Source organism: Wenyingzhuangia heitensis (assembly GCF_011762155.1).
GTDB classification, from domain to species: Bacteria; Bacteroidota; Bacteroidia; order Flavobacteriales; family Flavobacteriaceae; genus Wenyingzhuangia; species Wenyingzhuangia heitensis.
Genome location: NZ_JAASQL010000002.1, coordinates 394,993 through 415,140 on the forward strand (window position 1 = coordinate 394,993; position 20,148 = coordinate 415,140).

Genomic DNA, 20,148 nt, shown 5'->3' on the forward strand with positions numbered 1-20,148 from the left:
TACTATATTTTATTATGAACAACTCTAATACATACATAGATTTATTCTCTGGTTGTGGAGGCCTTTCTTTGGGATTACACAATGCAGGTTGGAAAGGTGTATTTGCTATTGAAAAAAGTGAAGATGCGTTTAAGACGCTAGAACATAATTTAATAAAAGGTAAAAAACACTTTGAATGGCCAAACTGGTTAGCACAAAAACATCATGATATTAATAATGTTATAGAAAGTCATTCTGAGAATCTAAAATCATTAAGAGGGAGTATTGATCTAGTTGCTGGAGGACCACCTTGTCAGGGGTTTTCAATGGCTGGTAGAAGAATAGAAAATGATTCTAGGAATGATTTGATAAATTCTTATATTGAATTTATAGATTTAGTCCAACCAAAATTAATTTTCTTTGAGAATGTAAAAGGATTTACTCAAGGTTTTAAGCATAACAATACAAAAGGTAAAGTATATTCTAATTATGTAAAAGAAGAACTTACGAGTAAAGGATATTTAGTTCAGGGACATCTTATAAATTTTGCAGATTTTGGAATTCCTCAAAAGAGAACAAGATTTATTTTAGTAGGAATTAAAAATGAATTTTTAAACGGGAACACTGATATAGATAAAGAAACTTTTTTTAAAGAAATTTTAAAGAATAGAGAGCAGTTTTTAATTAATAAAAATTTAATAGTCAATCCAACATTAGAACATGCCATTTCAGATTTATTACAAGCAAATGGACAAGTTGAATCTGAATCTCCAAATTTTAAAGCCGGAGTTTATGGAGAGATAAAGTCTGAATATCAAAAATATGCTAGAAAGCATAAAATTCAAAATAGTAAAGTTGATAGTCATAGATTTGCAAAACACACAGATATTGTAAAGAATAGATTTCAAATAGCTTTAGATGAAAAATTGACAAGTGCTACTTATAGAGAGCGTTTTCAATTAAAAAAAAGTAGTACAAAAATATTAGAAGCTAACAAGCCAACACCAACTATAACCACTTTGCCTGACGATTATATTCATTATTGCGAACCTAGGATTATGACCGTTCGTGAGTATGCTCGTATACAGTCTTTTCCAGATAACTATCAGTTTAAAGGTAAATATACTACGGGTGGGAAAAGAAGAACACAAGAGGTTCCAAGGTATTCACAAATAGGGAATGCCATTCCACCATTATTTGGAGAACAAGCAGGTCTAGTTTTAAAACAATTGATTAATAATGGGTGATGAATTAGAGTTTAAAATCAGTACAGGTTTAAAAGATATTATTGGTAAAGATTTAATTACTGATGAATTTATAGCTGTGTTTGAATTAGTAAAAAACTCTTATGATGCTTTTGCTAAAAATGTGATAATTATCATTGAAGATGATAAATTAATTATTTCAGACGATGGTAAAGGAATGTCGCTTGATGATTTAAAAAATAAATGGTTGTTTGTTGCGTATTCAGCAAAAAAAGATAACTCAGAAGACATTAATAGTTTAGATAAGAATGAATCTTATAGAGATATAATTCAAGAAAGAAAGCACTATGCAGGTGCAAAAGGAATTGGTAGATTTTCTAGTGATAGATTAGGGAAATTACTTACCATAAAGACAAAAAATAATTATTCTACAAATCTAGAAGAATTAAAAATTGATTGGTCAAGGTTTGAGAAAAATCAAAAAAACACATTTGAAACAGTAAAAGTTAATCACAGCACGATTACTAATAACGGTGTGAAATTTCCTGAAAACTCTAATTCAGGAACTATATTAGAAATCTCCAATCTATATAATGTTTGGGATAGAACAAGGATATTAGCATTAAAACATTCTTTAGAAAAACTTATAAACCCTTTTTCTGATAATAATGATTTTAATATAGAAATTATTTGTAATAGAGAACTAGATAACGATAAGAATGGTTTTTATAAATCTGGAAGAGATAAAAAAGGAAAAAAGTATTTTGACAGAGATAAAGTTAATGGACTTATCAAAAACGCTATCCTTGATATATTAGAACTAAAGACTTCACAGATTACTTTTAAAATTTCAAAAGGAGAAATTGAAACTAAAATAATTGATAGAGGAGAATTAATCTATCATATAAAAGAGCCAGCTAAAGATTTTCAAATTATAGAAAATTTGCAAATTGATTTATACTTTTTAAATCGTTCTGCTAAACACAATTTTTCTCTTAAAATGGGAATTCAACCAATTCACTTTGGTTCTATATTTTTATTTAAGAACGGCTTTAGAATACAACCTTTTGGAGAAAAAGGAGATGATAGTTGGGGTATTGATTTTAGAGCTCAACAAGGTTATAATCGGTTTTTAGGAACTCGAAATTTATTCGGAAGAGTCTCAATTTCTACTGACAATTTAGAACAATTTAAAGAGGTTTCAAACAGAGAAGGAGGTTTAATAGAAACACCTGGTTATCATGAGTTAATTAATGCTTTTGATTTAGCTCACAGAAGATTAGAAAGGTATGTGGTTGGAGTTCTTTGGGGAGAAGGATTTAGAAAGCAAAAATATTTTGGTGATGACAGCGATAAAGCAGCTCAATATAGGCTTGAATTATCAACAGATAAAGATTCTGACAACCTTGAAATTGTTAAATCAAATTTAGGAAGCAAACTCGATTTTATTCAAATTATTAAAAGTTTATCTTCCAACAAGGATATTAAAATAATTGATTTTAATAAAGATTTTATTGATTTGGTAAATGAAAAAATTGATGATACTCAATTAAAATTTATTTCCGATTTAAAAGACATCGCTGATAAAACGGATGATTACAAGCTTCTAAATAAAGTAAATGATATAGAGAATTCTTTTGAAAGATTAAAAAAAGAAAAAGAAAATGCTCAAAAAAAGGCGATAGAAGAAGAACGAAAAAGAAAAGAAGCTGAAGCGAAAGTAATAAAAGAAGAAAAAGCACGTAAAGAAGCAGAAAACAAAGCTAAAAAAGAAGAAGAAAAAAGAATAAAAGCGGAATTAGATACTTTAAAAAAAGAAAAAGAAAGAGCATTAGCTGACTTAGCTAAATTAAAAGCAGAACAAAAAGCAAGAGAAGAAAAAGAAAAGAACAAGGATTTATCTGATAAACTAATAATTGAAACTAAAAAAACTCAGTACTTAACCGCAACTCGTAAAACACTTAGTGATGATGCTGAGCAACTTGTGCATTCAATAGATTTATATGTTGGGAATGCATCAACATATGTTAATGATTTACTTATCTCAAATATCGATGAGCAAACTAAGTCTAAAATATATTCAATTAAGAATAATATTGATAAAGCAATTAAAGTTTCTCAAATAATTATTAAATCAAATTTTGATTATAAATATACAAGTCAAAGAATTAATTTGCCTGGATATATTAAAGAATATCTTGAGGGGATTGATTTGTCTAGAGGTAATGTGAGGATTGAGACTAAGAATGTATTTGAAAAGTTTGCTCTAATAAATCCAATAGAGATTGATATTGTATTTGATAATTTAGTTTCAAATTCTATTAAGGCAAAAGCAGAAAATATTATAGTAGAGTTTATTAAATCAAAAACTAAATTAGAAATTTACTATTATGACGATGGTATTGGTGTTTCCGAAATTCTTTTAAAAAACCCTGATTCTATTTTCGAGTTAGGAGTTAGAGATTCAAAAGAAAAAGGTTCAGGTATAGGTATGTATGATGCTAAAAAAAGAATAACAAACTTAAAAGGTTCGATTAATTTTATTGGTAATAATATCAAATTAAGTGGAGCTTCATTTAAAATAGTTTTATAATGAATAAAATACCTTTGAATTATCTAGTGTTTGATGACGAAAATGAAGAGTTAAATCAAAATAAAGCCAAAGTAAAAGTAAACGGAGTTGATTTAAATTTAATATTTATTAATCCAGTAAATTTTTTGGACTTAGATACAAATGAATTTAAAATTGAAGAGTTTGTCAGCTTCCTTGATGAAGAGTTAAAAGGAAAGCCAATTAATTTAATTGCTTCGGACTGGAATATGGTTCCTAAGACTGTAAATCACGGAGCTATCAATGCTCTTGAGATTATAAAAATATTAGTTAGTAAACATGAGAAATTTAAAAAAATTCAATATTTAATATATTCTGGTAAACCCAAAGAGGTGAGTGAAGTAATTATTACTGAAATAAAGAGTGAATTGAAATCTACAGAAGAACCTATTTATTCAAAAGAGTTATTAAGTAAATTACTTGAAATGAAAATTAAATTTTGCTCTAGAAATCAAAGATTTGATGAGATTAATACTTTAATAAATAGTAGTAAAACAATATCTTTAATAGTATTGAATTCTTTAGGTCAGTTTAATAGAAGTGTTATAAGTAATACAGGAAATAAAGATTTTGATGGTAAAGAAATTGGTAATCTACTAGATCTAATTTCAGTGAATAATGATTTAGGATTAAAATTTGTTAGAGAAATTATAGAATTATCAATAGCTCATTATTCTGAAATTAATGAATAACTATAATAAAATAATACTTCTTCATGCAGTTGATAAATCAACAGTTTTCTTAAGTAAATTCGAGGAAGAATTTAGAGGTTATTATCATTCATTTAATTCCGAGAATGATTCAATTCATAAAGCGAAAGAATTAATAGCTGATTTAGAACCAAAATCTCTAATAATTTACTTAGGACATGGTAATTCTTCAAAGTTATATGAGCCGGATGAAAGAGGTGAGTATAAGAAAAATTTTCTTGATGCTACTAAGGCAAATTTTTTATTTGAAGATCATGATATTTTTTTATTAAGTTGTAGATCAAATGATTTTATAAAAAAGATTTATAATTCGAATTATTCAATTGGATTTGGAAATATTATAAGTTCTAAAGAAGAACTAGATCATGAGAATAGATACAATGATATTAAAAAAGTATTAACAGAGGAGGAAATAAGCCAATTCAATCAAATTTATGTAAATTGTTCTATAAAAATTATTAAAAAACTGGTTAAGGAAAAAATAATATTTCAAGATATACCCAAATGTTTTAGATACTATATTAATAAAGAAATTAACAAAATACTGTTAAATAAAGCTAATAATAATAGAGTTGAATTAGCAAGGTTGTTGTTTGAATTTAGAAATCAAATAGGTTTTAAATTCAACCCCAAATATTAAATAATCAATAAACCATCCCTACCAACTCTCCAACAACATAATCCACTTCTTCTTTAGTAGTTAACTTAGAAAAAGAAAAACGAACAGAGGTGTTTTGCTGTTCAGCATCGTTTAAAAAACTTTGTAGTACGTGAGAACCTTTGTGAGCACCACTTTGGCAAGCAGAGCCTCCAGATACAGCAATTCCTTTTAAATCTAGTTGAAATAGCAACATAGGTAAATCTTTATCAAACTGAACGTTTACAACCGTATGTGTACTTTGATTTAAATGAGCAGAAACTCCATTAAATTTTACGTTTGGTATTTTGGTAGTAATTTCTGTAATAAAATACTGTTTTAGTGTTTTTAGATAAGCAATATCATCATTTAAATTACGTAAACACAAAGTTAAAGCAGTTTGCATTCCTACAATAGCGGCTGTGTTTTCGGTTCCGGCACGGGTTCCTCGTTCTTGTTCTCCTCCTAAAATTTCGGGCTGTATGGCAGTTCCTTTTCTAAAAAAAGCAAAACCAATCCCTTTAGGGCCATGAAATTTATGAGCAGAAGCTGCAATAAAATCAATGTCTAAAATAGATAAATCAATATTAAAATGACCTACAGATTGTACGGTATCGCTATGGAACAAGGCCTTGTATTGGTTTTTTAATGCAATTACTTTTTCTAGATCTAAAATAGTTCCAATTTCATTGTTTACATGTAACAAAGAAATCAATGTTTTTTGGTTACTACCAGCCAAAAGTGTTTCTAAATGTTGGTAATCTAAAGTTCCATTAGCTAAAGTATTTACATAAGAAATGGTAATTCTTTTTTTAGCTAAAAATTCAACGGTATGTAAAACAGCATGGTGTTCTATGGCAGACGTAATAATATGTGTAACTCCTAAATGATGTACTGCATTTTTTAGAATTAAGTTGTCTGCTTCTGTACCGCCAGAAGTAAAAACAATTTCTGAAGTAGTGCATTGTAAATGTTTGGCAATTTGTTTACGAGCATTTTCTACAACAGCTTTGGCACTACGACCAAATGCATGGGTTGATGATGGATTTCCAAAAGTAGTGTTCATGGTTTGTACCATGGTATCAATAACCTCTGGTAATAGAGGTGTAGTGGCAGCATTGTCTAAATAAACTCGTTTCATAAGCACAAAAATAAGGTTCTAAATGCAATTAATTCCCAACATTTTACAATTTGTCAGTTTTATGGCTATGGCATTATACTTGACATATTTATTAATAGTGATTTATAAACACCTGTTTTTCTTTACATTTGCAGTCCTTTGCAGTTAAAGAATACTTACACAGTGTCATATTGACAACAATTGAACTTATGAGCAGATATAAAAATATAAAAATAGACACAATGTCTATGCACAGTATGATAGATGAAGATTCTGATTTAATTCCTTTATTAAGTCCAGAAGATGAAGAGGAAATGAATAAGGAATTGGTGCCTGATGTGTTGCCAATTTTACCATTAAGAAACACAGTTTTATTTCCAGGAGTTGTAATTCCTATTACAGCAACTAGAGATAAAGCGATTGCGTTGATAAAAGAAGTAAACAAAGGAGATAAAACTTTGGGAATTGTAGCACAAAAAGATCCTGCTAATAAAAATCCTTCCTTTGATGAAATTTACCACACAGGAGTTGTTGCTCAAATTTTAAGAGTATTAACTATGCCCGACGGAAATACTACGGTAATTATTCAAGGTAAAAAACGCATGAAACTAGAAGGTCTTGTAGAAGAAGAACCTTTTATTAGAGCTAAAGCAATAGAGGTAATTGATGATTTGTTTGTAGAAAATACAGAGGAATTTAACGAGATTATTCAGACGGTAAAAGACACAGCTTTAAATGTAATAGAAGAAAATCCAAACATTCCATCAGAAGGAACATTTGCAATTAAAAACATTCAGAGCAATTCATTTTTAATCAACTTTATATCTTCAAACATCGATTTGTCGGTAGAAGAAAAGCAAGAATTGTTAGAAATAAATAGTTTAAAAGACCGAGCTATAGCTACGTTAAAAAAACTAAATATAGAGTTACAACGTTTAGAGTTGCGTAACGATATTCAGAACAAAACTAGAGTAGATTTAGATCAACAACAAAAAGAATACTATTTACATCAGCAATTAAAAACCATTCAAGAAGAATTGGGAGGAAACTCTCACGAAGCAGAAGTTCAGGAATTGATTGTAAAGGCCAAAAAGAAAAAATGGTCTAAAGAGGTTAAGGAAACTTTTGAGAAAGAAATAGCTAGAATGAAGCGATTGAGTCCTCAAATGCCTGAATATTCTATACAGCGTAACTATTTAGAGTTGATGTTGGAATTGCCATGGAATATCTATACAAAAGACAAGTTCAACTTAAAAGAAGCCCAAGAAGTATTAGAGCGTGATCATTTTGGATTGGAAAAGGTAAAAGATAGAATCATAGAACATTTAGCGGTTTTAAAGCTAAAAGGAGATATGAAATCACCTATCATTTGTTTGTACGGACCTCCCGGAGTTGGAAAAACCTCTTTGGGTAAATCTGTGGCAGAAGCTTTAGGTAGAAAATATGTACGTATGGCCTTAGGTGGTTTGCGTGATGAGTCTGAAATTAGAGGACACCGTAAAACGTATATTGGTGCCATGCCAGGTAGATTGATTCAGAATCTTAAAAAAGTAGGAACTAGCAATCCTGTTTTTGTGTTGGATGAGATTGATAAAATGGCATCGGGAATGCAAGGAGATCCTGCATCTGCTATGTTAGAAGTATTAGATCCTGAGCAAAACTCAGCTTTTTACGACAACTTTTTAGAAATAGGATACGACTTGTCTAAAGTGATGTTTATTGCAACAGCCAATAACATAGGAGATATTCCTTGGGCTTTAAGAGACCGTATGGAAATGATTAACGTTTCTGGTTATACCATTGAAGAAAAAATGGAAATTGCCAAAAGACATTTGTTGCCTAAACAATTAAAAGAACACGGATTAAAAACGAGTCATTTAAAAATAGGAAAACAACAATTAGAATTAATTGTTACAGGATATACTAGAGAATCTGGAGTTCGTAATTTAGAAAAAGTGATAGCAAAGTTAGTGCGTTTTGCAGCCAAGTCTATCGCCATGGAAGAGGAGTATGAAGTTACGTTAACAGATGATAAAATTAAAGATATTTTAGGGTCTGCTCGAATGGAACGTAACAAATACGAAAACAACGATGTTGCGGGGGTAGTAACCGGTTTGGCTTGGACAAGTGTTGGAGGAGATATATTGTTTATAGAATCTATTTTGTCCAAAGGAAAAGGATTGTCTATTACAGGAAATTTAGGAAATGTAATGAAAGAATCTGCAACTATTGCTTTAGAATACATTAAAGCAAATGCAGAGGAGTTTGGAATTAAACAAAAAACGTTAGACGAAAATAAAGTTCATATTCACGTACCAGAAGGGGCTACTCCTAAAGATGGACCAAGTGCTGGTATTACCATGTTAACTTCTTTAGTGTCTACGTTTACACAGCGCAAAGTAAAATCTAAACTTGCCATGACAGGGGAAATTACCTTACGTGGTAAAGTGTTGCCGGTTGGAGGAATTAAAGAAAAAATATTGGCTGCCAAAAGGGCTAATATTAAAGAACTTATTTTGTGCGAAGCGAACAGAAAAGATATTGAAGAAATAAAAGAATCTTACTTAAAAGGTTTAAAATTTCATTACGTTACAGAAATGAAAGAAGTTATAGAAATAGCTTTAACCAAACAAAAAGTTAAGAAAACAGTAGTAAAAGCAGAAGCTTAAAGTCTTTTGTTATAAAGTTTAAACCCGATACTTATTAAGTATCGGGTTTTTTTGTGCTGAATTTTAGGGTTATTATTTCTTTATTTTATAAGAAATCCATAAGGTTAAACTAGATAAAGTAATCCAGAATGCATCTACAAAAAAGAGATGGTATTGTTGGTTTAGTAAGGTGATCCAAAGCCAATTTCCTGTAACTATTCCGTTTGCAATAGGAATACACAAACCTAAATAGCTCCCTAATTTTAAAGTCCAGTTATTGATAAAATAAATGTCCTTTTTTAGTATAAAAAAGATAGAAAAAAGCAACCATCCTATAAAGTAAAAACTATAAATAAAGGTTTGACTTACTTGTATAGCAAATACTTTAACCGCTATAAAAGATAAAGCTGTTATAGGATACATACTTAAACAAATTGCCAAATAAATAACAACCACTCTATGGTTAAAACGTTTTCTTTTTTCAGGAACATTTTTTTTGTCTCTAGCAACCAACCAAATCATAACTCCAGAAATAATAACAAAGCAAGAAGTTAAGCCAAGTAAAAAACTTATTATTTTTAACAAATAACCTCCGTAATCTCCATAGTGGATTCGGAATAAAATATTTTTAACACTTTCTACATACGATGTTGTTTGTGTAGGTTGTTTCTGAGCAATTATTTTATGAGTGTCTACCTTGTAGGTTCTTTTTCCAAAACCATTAAATTTTAGTTTTAAATTGTCATGCCCTTCAAAAGTTAGATGTTCATTGGTGTCTCCATAGTTTTGTATGAGTACTTTAGTTACTTTAAAATTGGGCCAATTAGCAGTAACTTCTTTTAGATAAGCATTGTAATTAATTGTTTTATTCAATTTCTGTTGATCTAGTTGGTAATCAGTTGGAGTATAACCTAAATCTTTAAACAGCTGTTGTTTGTCACCATTATAAAGAACCATAATGTTTGGAGCAATAAGTACGGCTTTTATCATAAAAAAAGCACCAGTAACGGCATATACAAACTGAAAAGGCAAACCAATCATTCCTAGAGCTGTATGCGCATCTGTCCACAATGCTTTAAGTTTGGCCATAGGTCTAAACACATAAAAGTTAGAAACTATCTTTTTCCAATGAACTAAGACTCCTGTAATAATAGCAAACAAGAAAAAGAAAGCAGTAAATCCTGCTAAATAATAACCAATAGGATATTTAATTTGCGCTAAAAAATGCAGTCTGTATAAAAATTCTCCTAAAGAATAAGATTCAATATATTGATGTTTGCTAAAATCTTTGGTATCTAAATAATAAAAAGCTCTGGTATTTTCTTTTTTAGAGACTAAAGTATCTTTACTTGCGGATATGGATACATTTATTCTTCTTTGCGAACTACTTTTTACTAAGGTTAAATCACTCCCATACAGGTTTTTATTTGCTTGAATAGAATCTATAGCTTTGTTTAGGTTTATGGTAATGTTTTCTGAAGTACTAGGACTTTGATTTCTTTCCCAATTGATGATATCATCTCTAAAAAAGGAAAAAGATCCTGCAAAAAAGATAATGTACAATACCACACTAATAATAATACCACTAACGGTATGTGTGTGAAATAAAATGTTATGTTTTCTTTGATCCATAAGTATTGTTAAATAGGAAAGTAAATTTTACTGATGTAAATTATTGCTGAAAATAATAGCGTAATAAAAAGGTATAAGCCCCATATTTTCCATCCGTTTTTGGCTAAAAAAGCCAAGACTAGTAAAGTTGCCCAAAGAATAAAACCTGTAAAAGCAGAGGTAATAATTACGTTTACATGATAGAACCAGTAGGAGAGAGCCAGATGAAAGGTAACGGAGACTAAATAACCTCCTAAAATTCCGGCAGATATTTTAGCAAAACGTTGCCAGTTAGACGTGGTTAAATGTTTTGGATTTGCAGGCATTTTAAATAGGGTTTAAATGATGAAACCATTCAGCTATGAATAATAAAACACAGACGATAACAAGGTTTTTATAAGTAATAAGTTGTAAAGGTGCGAGCATAATTATAAAGCCGCCAAGAGTCATAAGTCCTAAACAGATAAATAAAACACCTACACCCAAACCAAATAAGTAAATGGCCAGTACTGTACTAACTACTAAGAGTAGCATTGCTATGTATTTAGTTAGTTTTATGTTTTTTTGAAGCTTGGTTTCAAAACCTAAAGTAGTATGAACCTTTATTCTATTTGTAATTGTGTAGAGTAGATAAAAACCAAAAAATAAAATAATAAGTAGTATAGAAATCATTCTGTTTTAAAATTAGAAATATCCCTAAACAACAAATATTGCTTAGGGATATTAGATTGGGTTTATAAACTTATAAAATGGTGTAGGTTACACAATGCCAAATAAATTCATAATCTTTTTGGTTGTATGTCCCAGGCACTTCTTCTTTGTTTGTAATTTCTACAATGTATTTTGTATCCCAAGGCATATCAAAAGAAACATAACCGTTTTCATCAGTTTTTAAGGTTTTGGTCCACAAATCTGCTACAAATACTTTTACCTCATTTTTAGCCAAGGCTTTGTTTTTAAATAGTACTTGTAATTTGATCGTTTTTTTGGTTTCAGACACATCTTTAACTGTAATTCCGTTTGCATTTACGGTAGCTGTAGCATTACTTTTTTTACCTACTTGCACTTTGGCTACAGAATGATAGTGTGTTTTAAAAATTCCAAAATCGTATTTGGTATAATCAATCACGTCAATTTTATTGTTGTCTAAAACAACGGTATAAGTTCCTTTGTTTTTTGGAGAAAATTTAGCAACATAAAAGTTTTCTTTAGGGCTTGTTTTTAAGGCTGATTTATTTCCTTGAGCATCTATCACCCAAAGTGTAAAATTTTGTACTTTATGAAAAGCATCACCCTTTACTTTTTCTGTGACTCCGTAAGTGTATTCTCCAAAGTAAACTTTTACTTCTTGAGATTGCCCAACTTTTCCTATGGAATTGGTTTCTATCCACATATAATGCGCAAAACTGTTAAAGCTTGCAAGTAGAAAAATGCTAAATATTAATAATTGTTTTTTCATGATGTTTTTATTTTTAAGGACTAGTTGTTTAACTAGTTTTGTTAAAATTTATAGGCAATAGATAATTTTGCATTGGTACCAGGTTCTGTTTGCCAGTATAAATAATCTCCATATCCAGCTCCAGAATATAAGTATTCATCTAAAATGTTATTTACGTTTAGCCTCACGTTAACTTTATCATTTCTCCAAGAAATTCCACCATCTAATCTAAAGTAATCTGGTAATATTGGGCCTTGTCCATCTGTTGCCCATGCCCAAGAAGAACGGTCTACTAAGTATTGATACCCTAAAGACAGTCCAAAGCCTTTTAATTTTGTTGCTGCATTAAAATTATAGTTAAACCAACCGTTTGTAATATGTTTAGAATGACCAGCAACTTTAGTTCCTACAAGTAAAGGGTCAGTATCTTTGGTAATTTCTACATTGGTGTTAGAGTAATTTAACACAACATTTAATTCTGGAGTAATTTGTCCTTGTAAATCAAATTCTAATCCTTTAGATTGTACTTGCCCTAGTTGAACAGAGAAATTAGCATCTGTAGGATCGGTCACTAAAATGTTGTCTTTTGTAATTTGAAATACAGTTAGAGAGGTATTCAATTTCCCATCAAACCAAGTTTTTTTAAGACCTCCTTCAATATCTGTTGCTATTTCTGCATCAAATGTTTCATTGGTTTTGCTAGCACCTGTTTGTGGTTTAAAAGCTTGGTCATACAATCCATAAACAGTAAAGTCAGATAAAATATCAAAACTAAGTCCAACTCTAGGCGTAAATAAAGAACCTTTGTCTTCTGTAGCACCTTGAGATATGTCTGCATCTGTATACCTACCTGCTAAAGAAAGTCTTAACCTATCTTTAAAGAAACCAATTTCATCTTGTAAATAATACCCTTTTGTAAGTGCTGTATATTTTACCAAACCATCTCTCTCTTTTATGCTTTTGCTTCTGTCAAAATCTGGAAAAACAGCATTTCCATATACGGGATTGTAAATGTTAAAAGGAGTTTCATCAATAACGGCTGATTGACTCCAATCGTGCCAAGAAATTTTATTATTATAATCAACACCTGCTAATATTTTATGGCTGATGTTACCTGTATCAAAACTTCCGTTTACAAATAATTGAGTGGCATTAATTACAATTAAAGCATCAGAACTACTCACATATCTTGTGATATCACCATTTTCTTTTACACTACCCCATACAGCCCAAGGAGACATTCCTTCTTGTTTATAGTTTAAATTTGAATATTGTGCTTGAAGCTCCCAATTGTCATTAAATTTATGCGTAAAGTTTGTGTAAAATTGATTTTCTTTCATATCAGTTTCTTGAAAATCTTCTTCAATAGCTGAAAAATCTCTATCTAAACTAGCAAAGCCAGCAGATGCAGGACCAAAGACATAAGCACCTCCGTAAGGCATTTTTACTTTTTGATAAATATATTCTGCAGATAAAGATGTTTTATCTGTAAATAAATATTTTAAGCTTGGTGCAAAAGAAGTTCTGTCTGTTTTTTCAAAATCACGATGAGAACCTTGTGTACTTTTCATAAAATTAACTCGGTACTGTAGTTTACCATCTACAAGCGTATTTCCATAATCTACAGCTCCTCTATACGTGTTATAACTTCCCACAGAAAAATTAACTTCTGCAATTCTATTGCTGCTAGGTTTTTTAGTTACTACATTATAAAAACCACCTGGCTCACCAGAAGCAAGCATATAAGCAGCAGGCCCTTTAACAAACTCAACACGCTCTACTATACTCATGTCTTCTGCTAACGGTCCCCAAGAAGTGGTTAGGTTCATTCCGTTTCTCATAGGAGCAATTCTAAAACCACGCATGTTTATACGCGAAAAACTTCCCCAATGTTCTATCATTTGAGCACCACTAACGTTACGTGTAATTCCGTCCATCATTGTAAATGATGCCTGATCGCTAATCAATTCTTTATTTACAACTTGAATGTTTTGTGGTATTTTGATTAATGGAGTTTTAAATCGTAAACTTTCTGAAGGTGCTTTTGCTACATAAGTGTTTTTTTTATGTCCTTCTAAAACAACCTCTTTTAAGTTTTCTTGATTCTCAGTTAATAAAATATTTAAGACTGTTGTTTGGTTAGGCTTTACACTAACTTTTTTAGTACTAGGTTTGTACCCTATAAATTTTACAGTAACATTGTATTCACCTGTTTCTAAGTTGTTTATTACATATTCTCCAGATTGATTGCTTAAGGTTTTGTAGTTGCTATCATCAATACTGATGTTTGCATACGCTAAAATAATTCCATTTTTAGAGCTTATTTTCCCTTTTAAATTTCCTTTTTGTGCGTAATTATTTAAAGATGTCAGTAGTATTATTGACAACAGTAATAGTTTTTTCATTTTATAGTTATTTAGATTAGTTAAAAACAAAGCAAATGTATTTACTGTTTTTTGTTTTACAAAACTTATTTAGACTTATTATTGATAATAGGTATTTTGTAATAAAATGAATAATATTTAAAAATATCTATAGTGTTGTAATGGTAATTCAACAGTTAATTCAATAATTACATTAAACCCTTAGAGATTTATAAAGTCCTATATTTTTAATTATTTAAGATATTAAACAAAACACTGTTTATTTTTGCAAACAGAAAGCCTAAAAAAGAATTATATTGAATCCCTCCATTACTACTTACAATAAGATTGCAGCCCTAGAAGATATTAAAATAGAACCTTTTGATGTAAATAAACGATACACCAAACCCCACAGGCATAACAAATATTTAGAGTTAGTTTATTTTACCAAAGGAACAGGATATCATCATATGGATTTAAATAGTTATGAAATAAAGCCGCCAGTGGTGTTTTTGGTTCGTAAAGAAGAGGTGCATCATTGGGAAATAACTACAGAACCTAAAGGATATGTAATTATTATAAAAGAAGGTTTTTTACAAAAAACATTAGACAAGCATATCAATACGCAATTGTTAAAATTAGGCGAAAATCAAAAAATAGATTTGCTTAAAAAAGACAAAACAATTGCGGCTCTTTTTAAGTTGTTGACTAAAGAGGTTAAAGAAAATACAACTCCTATAGAAGTAATAGAAGGAATGTTAAAATCTTTATTTGCTAAAATTCTTACCTATTCACAGGCTCCTAAAAATAAAGAGTTAATTACAGAAGATAAAGTAACTCTGTTTGTAAGTATGTTGGGAGAAACGTTAATGAATAATGTTTCTTATTATGCAGATCAGTTAAACGTTTCTTCTCAAAACTTAAATCAGTTGTGTAAAAAAAAGCAAGGAAAAACAGCCTCTCAAATCATTGCTTTTTACATGGTACAAGAAATTAAAAGATTGCTTATTTATACCGATAAATCTGTAGGAGAAATTGCCTATGATTTACACTTTAAAGATGTGTCTCATTTTGTGAAATATTTTAAAAGACACACAGGTATGACTCCATTGCAATTTAAAAATACTTCGATATAATAATTATACCTTAGCTTTTTCAAATACACCATACTTTAGGGGATAACATAATGTATTATTGTACTATAATTTTTTAGAAACATTAAAAAGAAAATAAATTGAAACAGACTAAAATGAATTTTATGAAAAGTGTTTTTACACTTCTAGTAATTGCAATGTCGTCTAATTTTGCCGCTGCACAAATAACAGGTAAGATTACAGACCAAAATAGCAAAGAAGCTCTAGAATATGCTACTGCAGCATTGTATAATAAAGAAACAGGAAAGTTAGTTACTGGAGTTGTTACAGAGCAAAACGGAGAATTTTTAATTAAAGGTATTAAGGCTGGAGATTATAAATTAGAAGCTTCTTTTATGGGATATAAAACTCAAAATATTTTAGACATTAAGATTCCTAAAAAAAATGCTTTTGTAGACTTAGGAACTATTGAATTGTCTATTAATAGTAGTGAGTTAGATGCTGTGGTTTTAACAGGCGAGGCTGCTACGGTAGTTCATAAAATTGATAGACAGGTTTTTGATACAGATAAATTTCAAAACAGTCAAGGAGGTAGTGCTGTAGATGTTATTAAAAACTTGCCTTCAGTAAGTGTAGGGGCAGAAGGTAATATAAACGTTAGAGGTAGCAACAGTTTTGCGGTTTTATTAAACGGTAAACCAACACAGGGAGATGCTGCTTCTATTTTAGCACAATTACCCGCAAATGCTTTAGAAAAAGTAGAATTAATTACAGCACCATCAGCTAAGTATGATTCTGAAGGAGCAGGAGGGATTTTAAATATAATTACCAAAAAAGGAGCCGTTAACGGAGATTATTTACAAGTAAATGTTCGTGGTGGTTTGCCAGCAATTCAAGATTACGATACCAAAGAATATCCACATAGATACGGTGCCGATGTTACTTACAATACAAGAACAGATAATTGGAATTTTTCTGTAGGAGCTAGTTATCAACGTAACGATATTTCTGGTAGAAGAGAGGGTGGTTTAGATATTATAAACGAAGCAAACAACACACACAGGTATTTACCGTCTGATGGAGAACGTAGTTTTGACGATGTAAGCTACAATGCAAGATTTACAGTAGACTACACACCAAATGATGCTGATGAGTTTACATTAGGATTGTACGGTGGTAAAAAGAAAAAAGATAGGTTGGCAGATATTTATTACGATAATTACACAGTACCTGCCGTGGGTAGTGGAGCTAAAACAAACGAATTTGCATATTACAATCATAACTTAAGAACTCGTAAAGGAGATTTTGCCTTAGCTAGTTTTGATTATGCTCACAAATTTGAAGACAAATCTAAATTAGCTGCTTCGGTTTTATATGAGTATACATTTTTAGGAGGTCCTACAGAAAATGACAACGTAAGTGATATTGATTATACAGAAGTTTATCAACAAGAAAAAAACACCAACGACAACCCATTAAATGGTGTCCGTTTTAATTTAGATTACAAGTGGAAACCAATGAGTTTTGGTACCATAGAAACAGGATATCAGTTTAGACATTTAGACCATACCGGAGATTTTACTTATGAACGTAAAAATGTAACTTTAGGAGATACTCAATTTAATCCTGTACCTGAATTTTCTAGTGATATTGCTTTAAAAAGAACCATACATGCTGCGTATGCACAAATATCTGGCGGGAAAGAGAAATGGAATTATGCAGCAGGAGTACGTGCAGAATCTATGGATAGAGAATATAAAGAGAAATTAGCATCAGATACTAATAAAAACACTTATAAATATGATTATTTTAAATTGTTTCCATCAGCCTCTTTACAATACAAAGTAAACGATAAAACAAACGTAAAAGCAGCCTACAGTAAAAGAGTACAACGTACTACAACTTTTAAAATGAACAGTTTTGCAGAGCGTGAGCACTCAGAGGTTTATGAGCAAGGAGATAACGAATTAAAACCAGAGTTTATTGACTTGGTAGAATTGGGGATTAATAAAAGATTTAAAGGAGGAAATTCTATATATGCAACGGCTTATTTTAGACATACTAAAAACGTAATTAACCGTGTGAATGCATTGGTGTACGAAGATGGAAATACTGATGGAGATAATAACTCTGTAACAAATCCAAACCCAGTTGTTAATGATAGTATTTTAAATCGTGTATATTCTAACGTAGGTAAAAGTAACGCTGTGGGTATTGAGTTGGGAGCAACTTTTAAACCTTCTAAAAACTGGACCAACTTTATTGGAGCAAACATTTACAATTATGCTATTGATGGTGCTTTAAGTTTTGATCACAGAAATGGTAAAGGAGAAAGAATTTACGATATCAACAGTGAATCTACTATTTATTCATTCAACGTAAACTCTACCTATTCTTTCTGGGAAAATGCTTCTATTCAGTTTGCTTTAAATTACATTTCTGATAGAAACACAGCTATGGGAGAGGATTCTAGATTTTACACTCCAAACTTAACGTTTAAAAAATCATTTATGGATGACCGTTTAATGGCAACCCTACAATGGCAAAACATAGATATGGGCTTATTAAAGTCTAACGAGCAACGTATTTCTACTTGGAGACCCGATGAGTTTTATACAACTACCAATTATGTGTATGAAGTAGATATTGTATCGTTAAACTTAACCTATACCTTCAATAAATTCAAAAATAAATCTAAGTTTATCGATAGTGAATTTGGTAAAAGTGAATTTTAAAAATATAGTTTAGTTAGTTTTTTTATTGAAAAGAGCACATTGCTGTAAAGCATGTGCTCTTTCTTTTTTATCAAGATTTAAGAATGTCGATCCGAGTGTTTTAAGGCACTAAAAAGCACATCGAAAATTTGTTTAGAGCTCAAATTCAGAACGTATTATTTATAGCTGTTAGTATGCTAATCAATTAAACCTTCAATCCAATCTCCTACATAGTAAGAAACCAAAGCTGCCAATAAACCCAATACCAATGTTTCTGTAATTCCTTTCCATATGGCTTTGTGGTTAATGTAAGATTTTAAAGAGCCTACCATAATAAAACCAAAACCAGTAGCTAGAGCCGAATATAGAAATACTGATTTGTCTAAAGGGTGTAAAAAATCAATAACGTAAGATAGTAATGGGAAAATCCCTATTAATAAAAAAGAAATATACGTAACAGTTCCTTTGGCAATAGGATTAAAGTCTTGTTCTATTTTTGTTTTATCGTTTTCTGTAATCGCATGTTTTAAAGCATTGTCTTTTTCTGTTTTTGCGGAAAGATAAGCACCAATAGACATGGCAAATCCATCGGCTAATAAATTGGCAAATCCTAAAATAATAATAATAGAACTATTTAAATTTGCTCCTACAGAACCTGCAACTACAGCAAAAGTTGTCACACAGCCATCAATACCACCGTATACAAATTCACCTAAATATTTTTCTGTTTTTTGATATATTTTAGAGGTATTAGCAGCCATGTTTACGTAATTATTCTATTGATTAGGTTAAAATTAATAGAATAAACATTTAGAAACTAACTAAAAAGAGCGGAAATAATTGTTTAAAACAGGATTAGATAAGTTTAGACTTAAACATTTTTGCAGCAGCTGTATAACCACCTTCTGTACCGTCAACAAAATGATTGTGGTTGTCGCTTCTATCTTTTACATAACAGGATAGAATGGAAGCTTTGGTTGTGTGAATTCCGTAAATTAATAAATTGTCTCTTTCTAAGGAGTCTAAAAAAACGATCAATTTTTGAATGTTTTCTTCGGAACCAGAAAACACGGTGTTAATAGTACCATCTATCATTAAGGTGTGAGAAAGTTGACTAATTTCTTTGTAAAACTTTGGCCCTTTTTTAGAAAAGTTTAAATAAAAATTAACAAATACAGTTCCCAGCCAATTTAGGATAAGATACAATCTGCTAAAACGAGTAAGTTTAATTTTCATCTCGTTTTTAATTTTTTGTAAGGTAGTGTCTAAATGTAAGTTTGTAGGAGTAATGGGTTTTCTGTTTTCAAAAGATCCAAATAGCAAGTTTATTTGACTAAGAACACTAGCATACACATTGTTCTGTTTGTTTTCTACGGAACAATGTGCTAACAAACAAACAATTTTTTTCGTTCCCTCTGGAGCTGCTATTTCTTGCCACCTACATTCCATTCCTTGTAAATTTACAGGAGTATGTTTTTTATGTGATGAACTTTCTTTAAATGTTTTTTTAACCAAATCTTCGGCATAATTTAAACCAGTACCTAATATGATAGGAATGGTTAATTGTGCGGTTAATTTATGCTTTGCAATCTTAATTTTTTTGCCTTGTTTGTAAAGTTGTTTAACAGAAACAGAACCTACTCGAAGAATTAAATTAGCATTGTTTTTAATATGAATGCTATAATTGTTTAAAACTTTTAAAATTCTTTTTAAGAAGGTGTCTGGAACAAGAAAAGTACTTCCATCACCACCAAAAAAATAAGGAACTCTTATCTTTTTATCAATTTTTTCTAACTCATTTAAAACAACAATAATACTTCCTGTTGCCGATAAGTTTACATCGTGATGGTAGCCGTTTTGTACAGCAATACTAGAATTTTCAATATCTACATTTACCACGTGCCAATTTTCGGGAACGTTTTTAAACAAAGCAGGATTGATTAATAAATCAGCCAAATCAAGAGTTTGTTTTGGTAGTTTTTTATAAAAATCGGCATTGTTTACCATTGTTAAAAAAA

Annotated in this window: 15 protein-coding genes; 7 read left to right on the forward strand and 8 right to left on the reverse strand. The window is 30.3% G+C overall.

The annotated features are described in order from the left end of the window. Positions 1-14: 14 nt before the first annotated feature. From FHR24_RS10320 to FHR24_RS10335, 4 genes are read left to right on the forward strand one after another with little or no spacing between them, the layout of a single operon-like run. Positions 15-1,226, forward strand: a complete 1,212-nt coding sequence (locus tag FHR24_RS10320; protein ID WP_167187968.1) for a DNA cytosine methyltransferase — start codon at positions 15-17, stop codon at positions 1,224-1,226. Beyond that, entirely contained in the window at positions 1,219-3,777 is a 2,559-nt protein-coding gene (locus FHR24_RS10325) for an ATP-binding protein (protein WP_167187971.1), read from the forward strand. The genes FHR24_RS10320 and FHR24_RS10325 overlap by 8 nt, the downstream gene beginning before the upstream one ends. Next, positions 3,777-4,487, forward strand: a complete 711-nt coding sequence (locus FHR24_RS10330) for a hypothetical protein (protein WP_167187974.1) — start codon at positions 3,777-3,779, stop codon at positions 4,485-4,487. Before FHR24_RS10325 ends, FHR24_RS10330 begins: the two co-directional genes overlap by 1 nt. Then, positions 4,480-5,145: a hypothetical protein gene (locus FHR24_RS10335; protein ID WP_167187977.1), complete on the forward strand. Its 666-nt coding sequence runs from the start codon at positions 4,480-4,482 to the stop codon at positions 5,143-5,145. Before FHR24_RS10330 ends, FHR24_RS10335 begins: the two co-directional genes overlap by 8 nt. A 4-nt stretch (positions 5,146-5,149) precedes the next feature. Here FHR24_RS10335 and FHR24_RS10340 read toward each other — a convergent pair whose 3' ends face one another. Further along, entirely contained in the window at positions 5,150-6,283 is a 1,134-nt protein-coding gene (locus FHR24_RS10340; protein WP_167187979.1) for a cysteine desulfurase family protein, read from the reverse strand. 188 nt (positions 6,284-6,471) lie between these two features. On the opposite strand from FHR24_RS10340, the gene lon reads away from it, so the two are divergent. Next, positions 6,472-8,931, forward strand: coding sequence for an endopeptidase La (gene lon / locus FHR24_RS10345; RefSeq protein ID WP_167187982.1), 2,460 nt, complete (start codon positions 6,472-6,474; stop codon positions 8,929-8,931). 72 nt (positions 8,932-9,003) lie between these two features. Here the strand turns inward: lon and FHR24_RS10350 are convergent, their stop codons facing one another. The 5 genes from FHR24_RS10350 to FHR24_RS10370 all read right to left on the reverse strand — a co-directional run bounded on the left by FHR24_RS10350 (position 9,004) and on the right by FHR24_RS10370 (position 14,364). Further along, positions 9,004-10,542: a PepSY-associated TM helix domain-containing protein gene (locus FHR24_RS10350; RefSeq protein WP_167187985.1), complete on the reverse strand. Its 1,539-nt coding sequence runs from the start codon at positions 10,540-10,542 to the stop codon at positions 9,004-9,006. Positions 10,543-10,550: 8 nt separating this feature from the next. After that, positions 10,551-10,847, reverse strand: a complete 297-nt coding sequence (locus tag FHR24_RS10355; protein ID WP_167187988.1) for a hypothetical protein — start codon at positions 10,845-10,847, stop codon at positions 10,551-10,553. Position 10,848: 1 nt separating this feature from the next. Then, positions 10,849-11,193, reverse strand: a complete 345-nt coding sequence (locus tag FHR24_RS10360; protein ID WP_167188023.1) for a hypothetical protein — start codon at positions 11,191-11,193, stop codon at positions 10,849-10,851. A 70-nt stretch (positions 11,194-11,263) separates the two neighbouring features. Continuing rightward, a complete protein-coding gene (locus FHR24_RS10365) occupies positions 11,264-11,980 on the reverse strand; it encodes a DUF4198 domain-containing protein (protein WP_167188026.1) in 717 nt (238 codons plus the stop codon). Positions 11,981-12,021: 41 nt separating this feature from the next. Beyond that, positions 12,022-14,364 (reverse strand): TonB-dependent receptor, encoded by a 2,343-nt coding sequence (locus FHR24_RS10370; protein ID WP_167188030.1) that lies wholly within the window; start codon positions 14,362-14,364, stop codon positions 12,022-12,024. Between the two features lie 275 nt (positions 14,365-14,639). Here FHR24_RS10370 and FHR24_RS10375 point away from each other — a divergent pair, with 275 nt between their 5' ends. Then, positions 14,640-15,458 carry an AraC family transcriptional regulator gene (locus FHR24_RS10375; protein ID WP_167188033.1) on the forward strand — a complete coding sequence of 273 codons (819 nt, stop codon included), beginning with the start codon at positions 14,640-14,642 and terminating at the stop codon, positions 15,456-15,458. Between the two features lie 122 nt (positions 15,459-15,580). Continuing rightward, positions 15,581-18,151: an outer membrane beta-barrel family protein gene (locus FHR24_RS10380; RefSeq protein ID WP_208412331.1), complete on the forward strand. Its 2,571-nt coding sequence runs from the start codon at positions 15,581-15,583 to the stop codon at positions 18,149-18,151. Positions 18,152-18,327: 176 nt separating this feature from the next. Here the strand turns inward: FHR24_RS10380 and FHR24_RS10385 are convergent, their stop codons facing one another. Both FHR24_RS10385 and FHR24_RS10390 read right to left on the reverse strand, forming a co-directional pair. Beyond that, positions 18,328-18,891, reverse strand: a complete 564-nt coding sequence (locus tag FHR24_RS10385) for a VIT1/CCC1 transporter family protein (protein WP_167188036.1) — start codon at positions 18,889-18,891, stop codon at positions 18,328-18,330. A 94-nt stretch (positions 18,892-18,985) separates the two neighbouring features. After that, positions 18,986-20,137: a DUF3095 family protein gene (locus FHR24_RS10390; protein WP_167188039.1), complete on the reverse strand. Its 1,152-nt coding sequence runs from the start codon at positions 20,135-20,137 to the stop codon at positions 18,986-18,988. Between the last annotated feature and the right edge of the window lie 11 nt (positions 20,138-20,148).

Coding starts and splice junctions, on each gene's coding strand:
- FHR24_RS10320 (WP_167187968.1), top strand. CDS start 15: ATGAACAACTCTAATACATACATAGATTTATTCTCTGGTTGTGGAGGC.
- FHR24_RS10325 (WP_167187971.1), top strand. CDS start 1,219: ATGGGTGATGAATTAGAGTTTAAAATCAGTACAGGTTTAAAAGATATT.
- FHR24_RS10330 (WP_167187974.1), top strand. CDS start 3,777: ATGAATAAAATACCTTTGAATTATCTAGTGTTTGATGACGAAAATGAA.
- FHR24_RS10335 (WP_167187977.1), top strand. CDS start 4,480: ATGAATAACTATAATAAAATAATACTTCTTCATGCAGTTGATAAATCA.
- FHR24_RS10340 (WP_167187979.1), bottom strand. CDS start 6,283: ATGAAACGAGTTTATTTAGACAATGCTGCCACTACACCTCTATTACCA.
- lon (WP_167187982.1), top strand. CDS start 6,472: ATGAGCAGATATAAAAATATAAAAATAGACACAATGTCTATGCACAGT.
- FHR24_RS10350 (WP_167187985.1), bottom strand. CDS start 10,542: ATGGATCAAAGAAAACATAACATTTTATTTCACACACATACCGTTAGT.
- FHR24_RS10355 (WP_167187988.1), bottom strand. CDS start 10,847: ATGCCTGCAAATCCAAAACATTTAACCACGTCTAACTGGCAACGTTTT.
- FHR24_RS10360 (WP_167188023.1), bottom strand. CDS start 11,193: ATGATTTCTATACTACTTATTATTTTATTTTTTGGTTTTTATCTACTC.
- FHR24_RS10365 (WP_167188026.1), bottom strand. CDS start 11,980: ATGAAAAAACAATTATTAATATTTAGCATTTTTCTACTTGCAAGCTTT.
- FHR24_RS10370 (WP_167188030.1), bottom strand. CDS start 14,364: ATGAAAAAACTATTACTGTTGTCAATAATACTACTGACATCTTTAAAT.
- FHR24_RS10380 (WP_208412331.1), top strand. CDS start 15,581: ATGAAAAGTGTTTTTACACTTCTAGTAATTGCAATGTCGTCTAATTTT.
- FHR24_RS10385 (WP_167188036.1), bottom strand. CDS start 18,891: ATGGCTGCTAATACCTCTAAAATATATCAAAAAACAGAAAAATATTTA.
- FHR24_RS10390 (WP_167188039.1), bottom strand. CDS start 20,137: ATGGTAAACAATGCCGATTTTTATAAAAAACTACCAAAACAAACTCTT.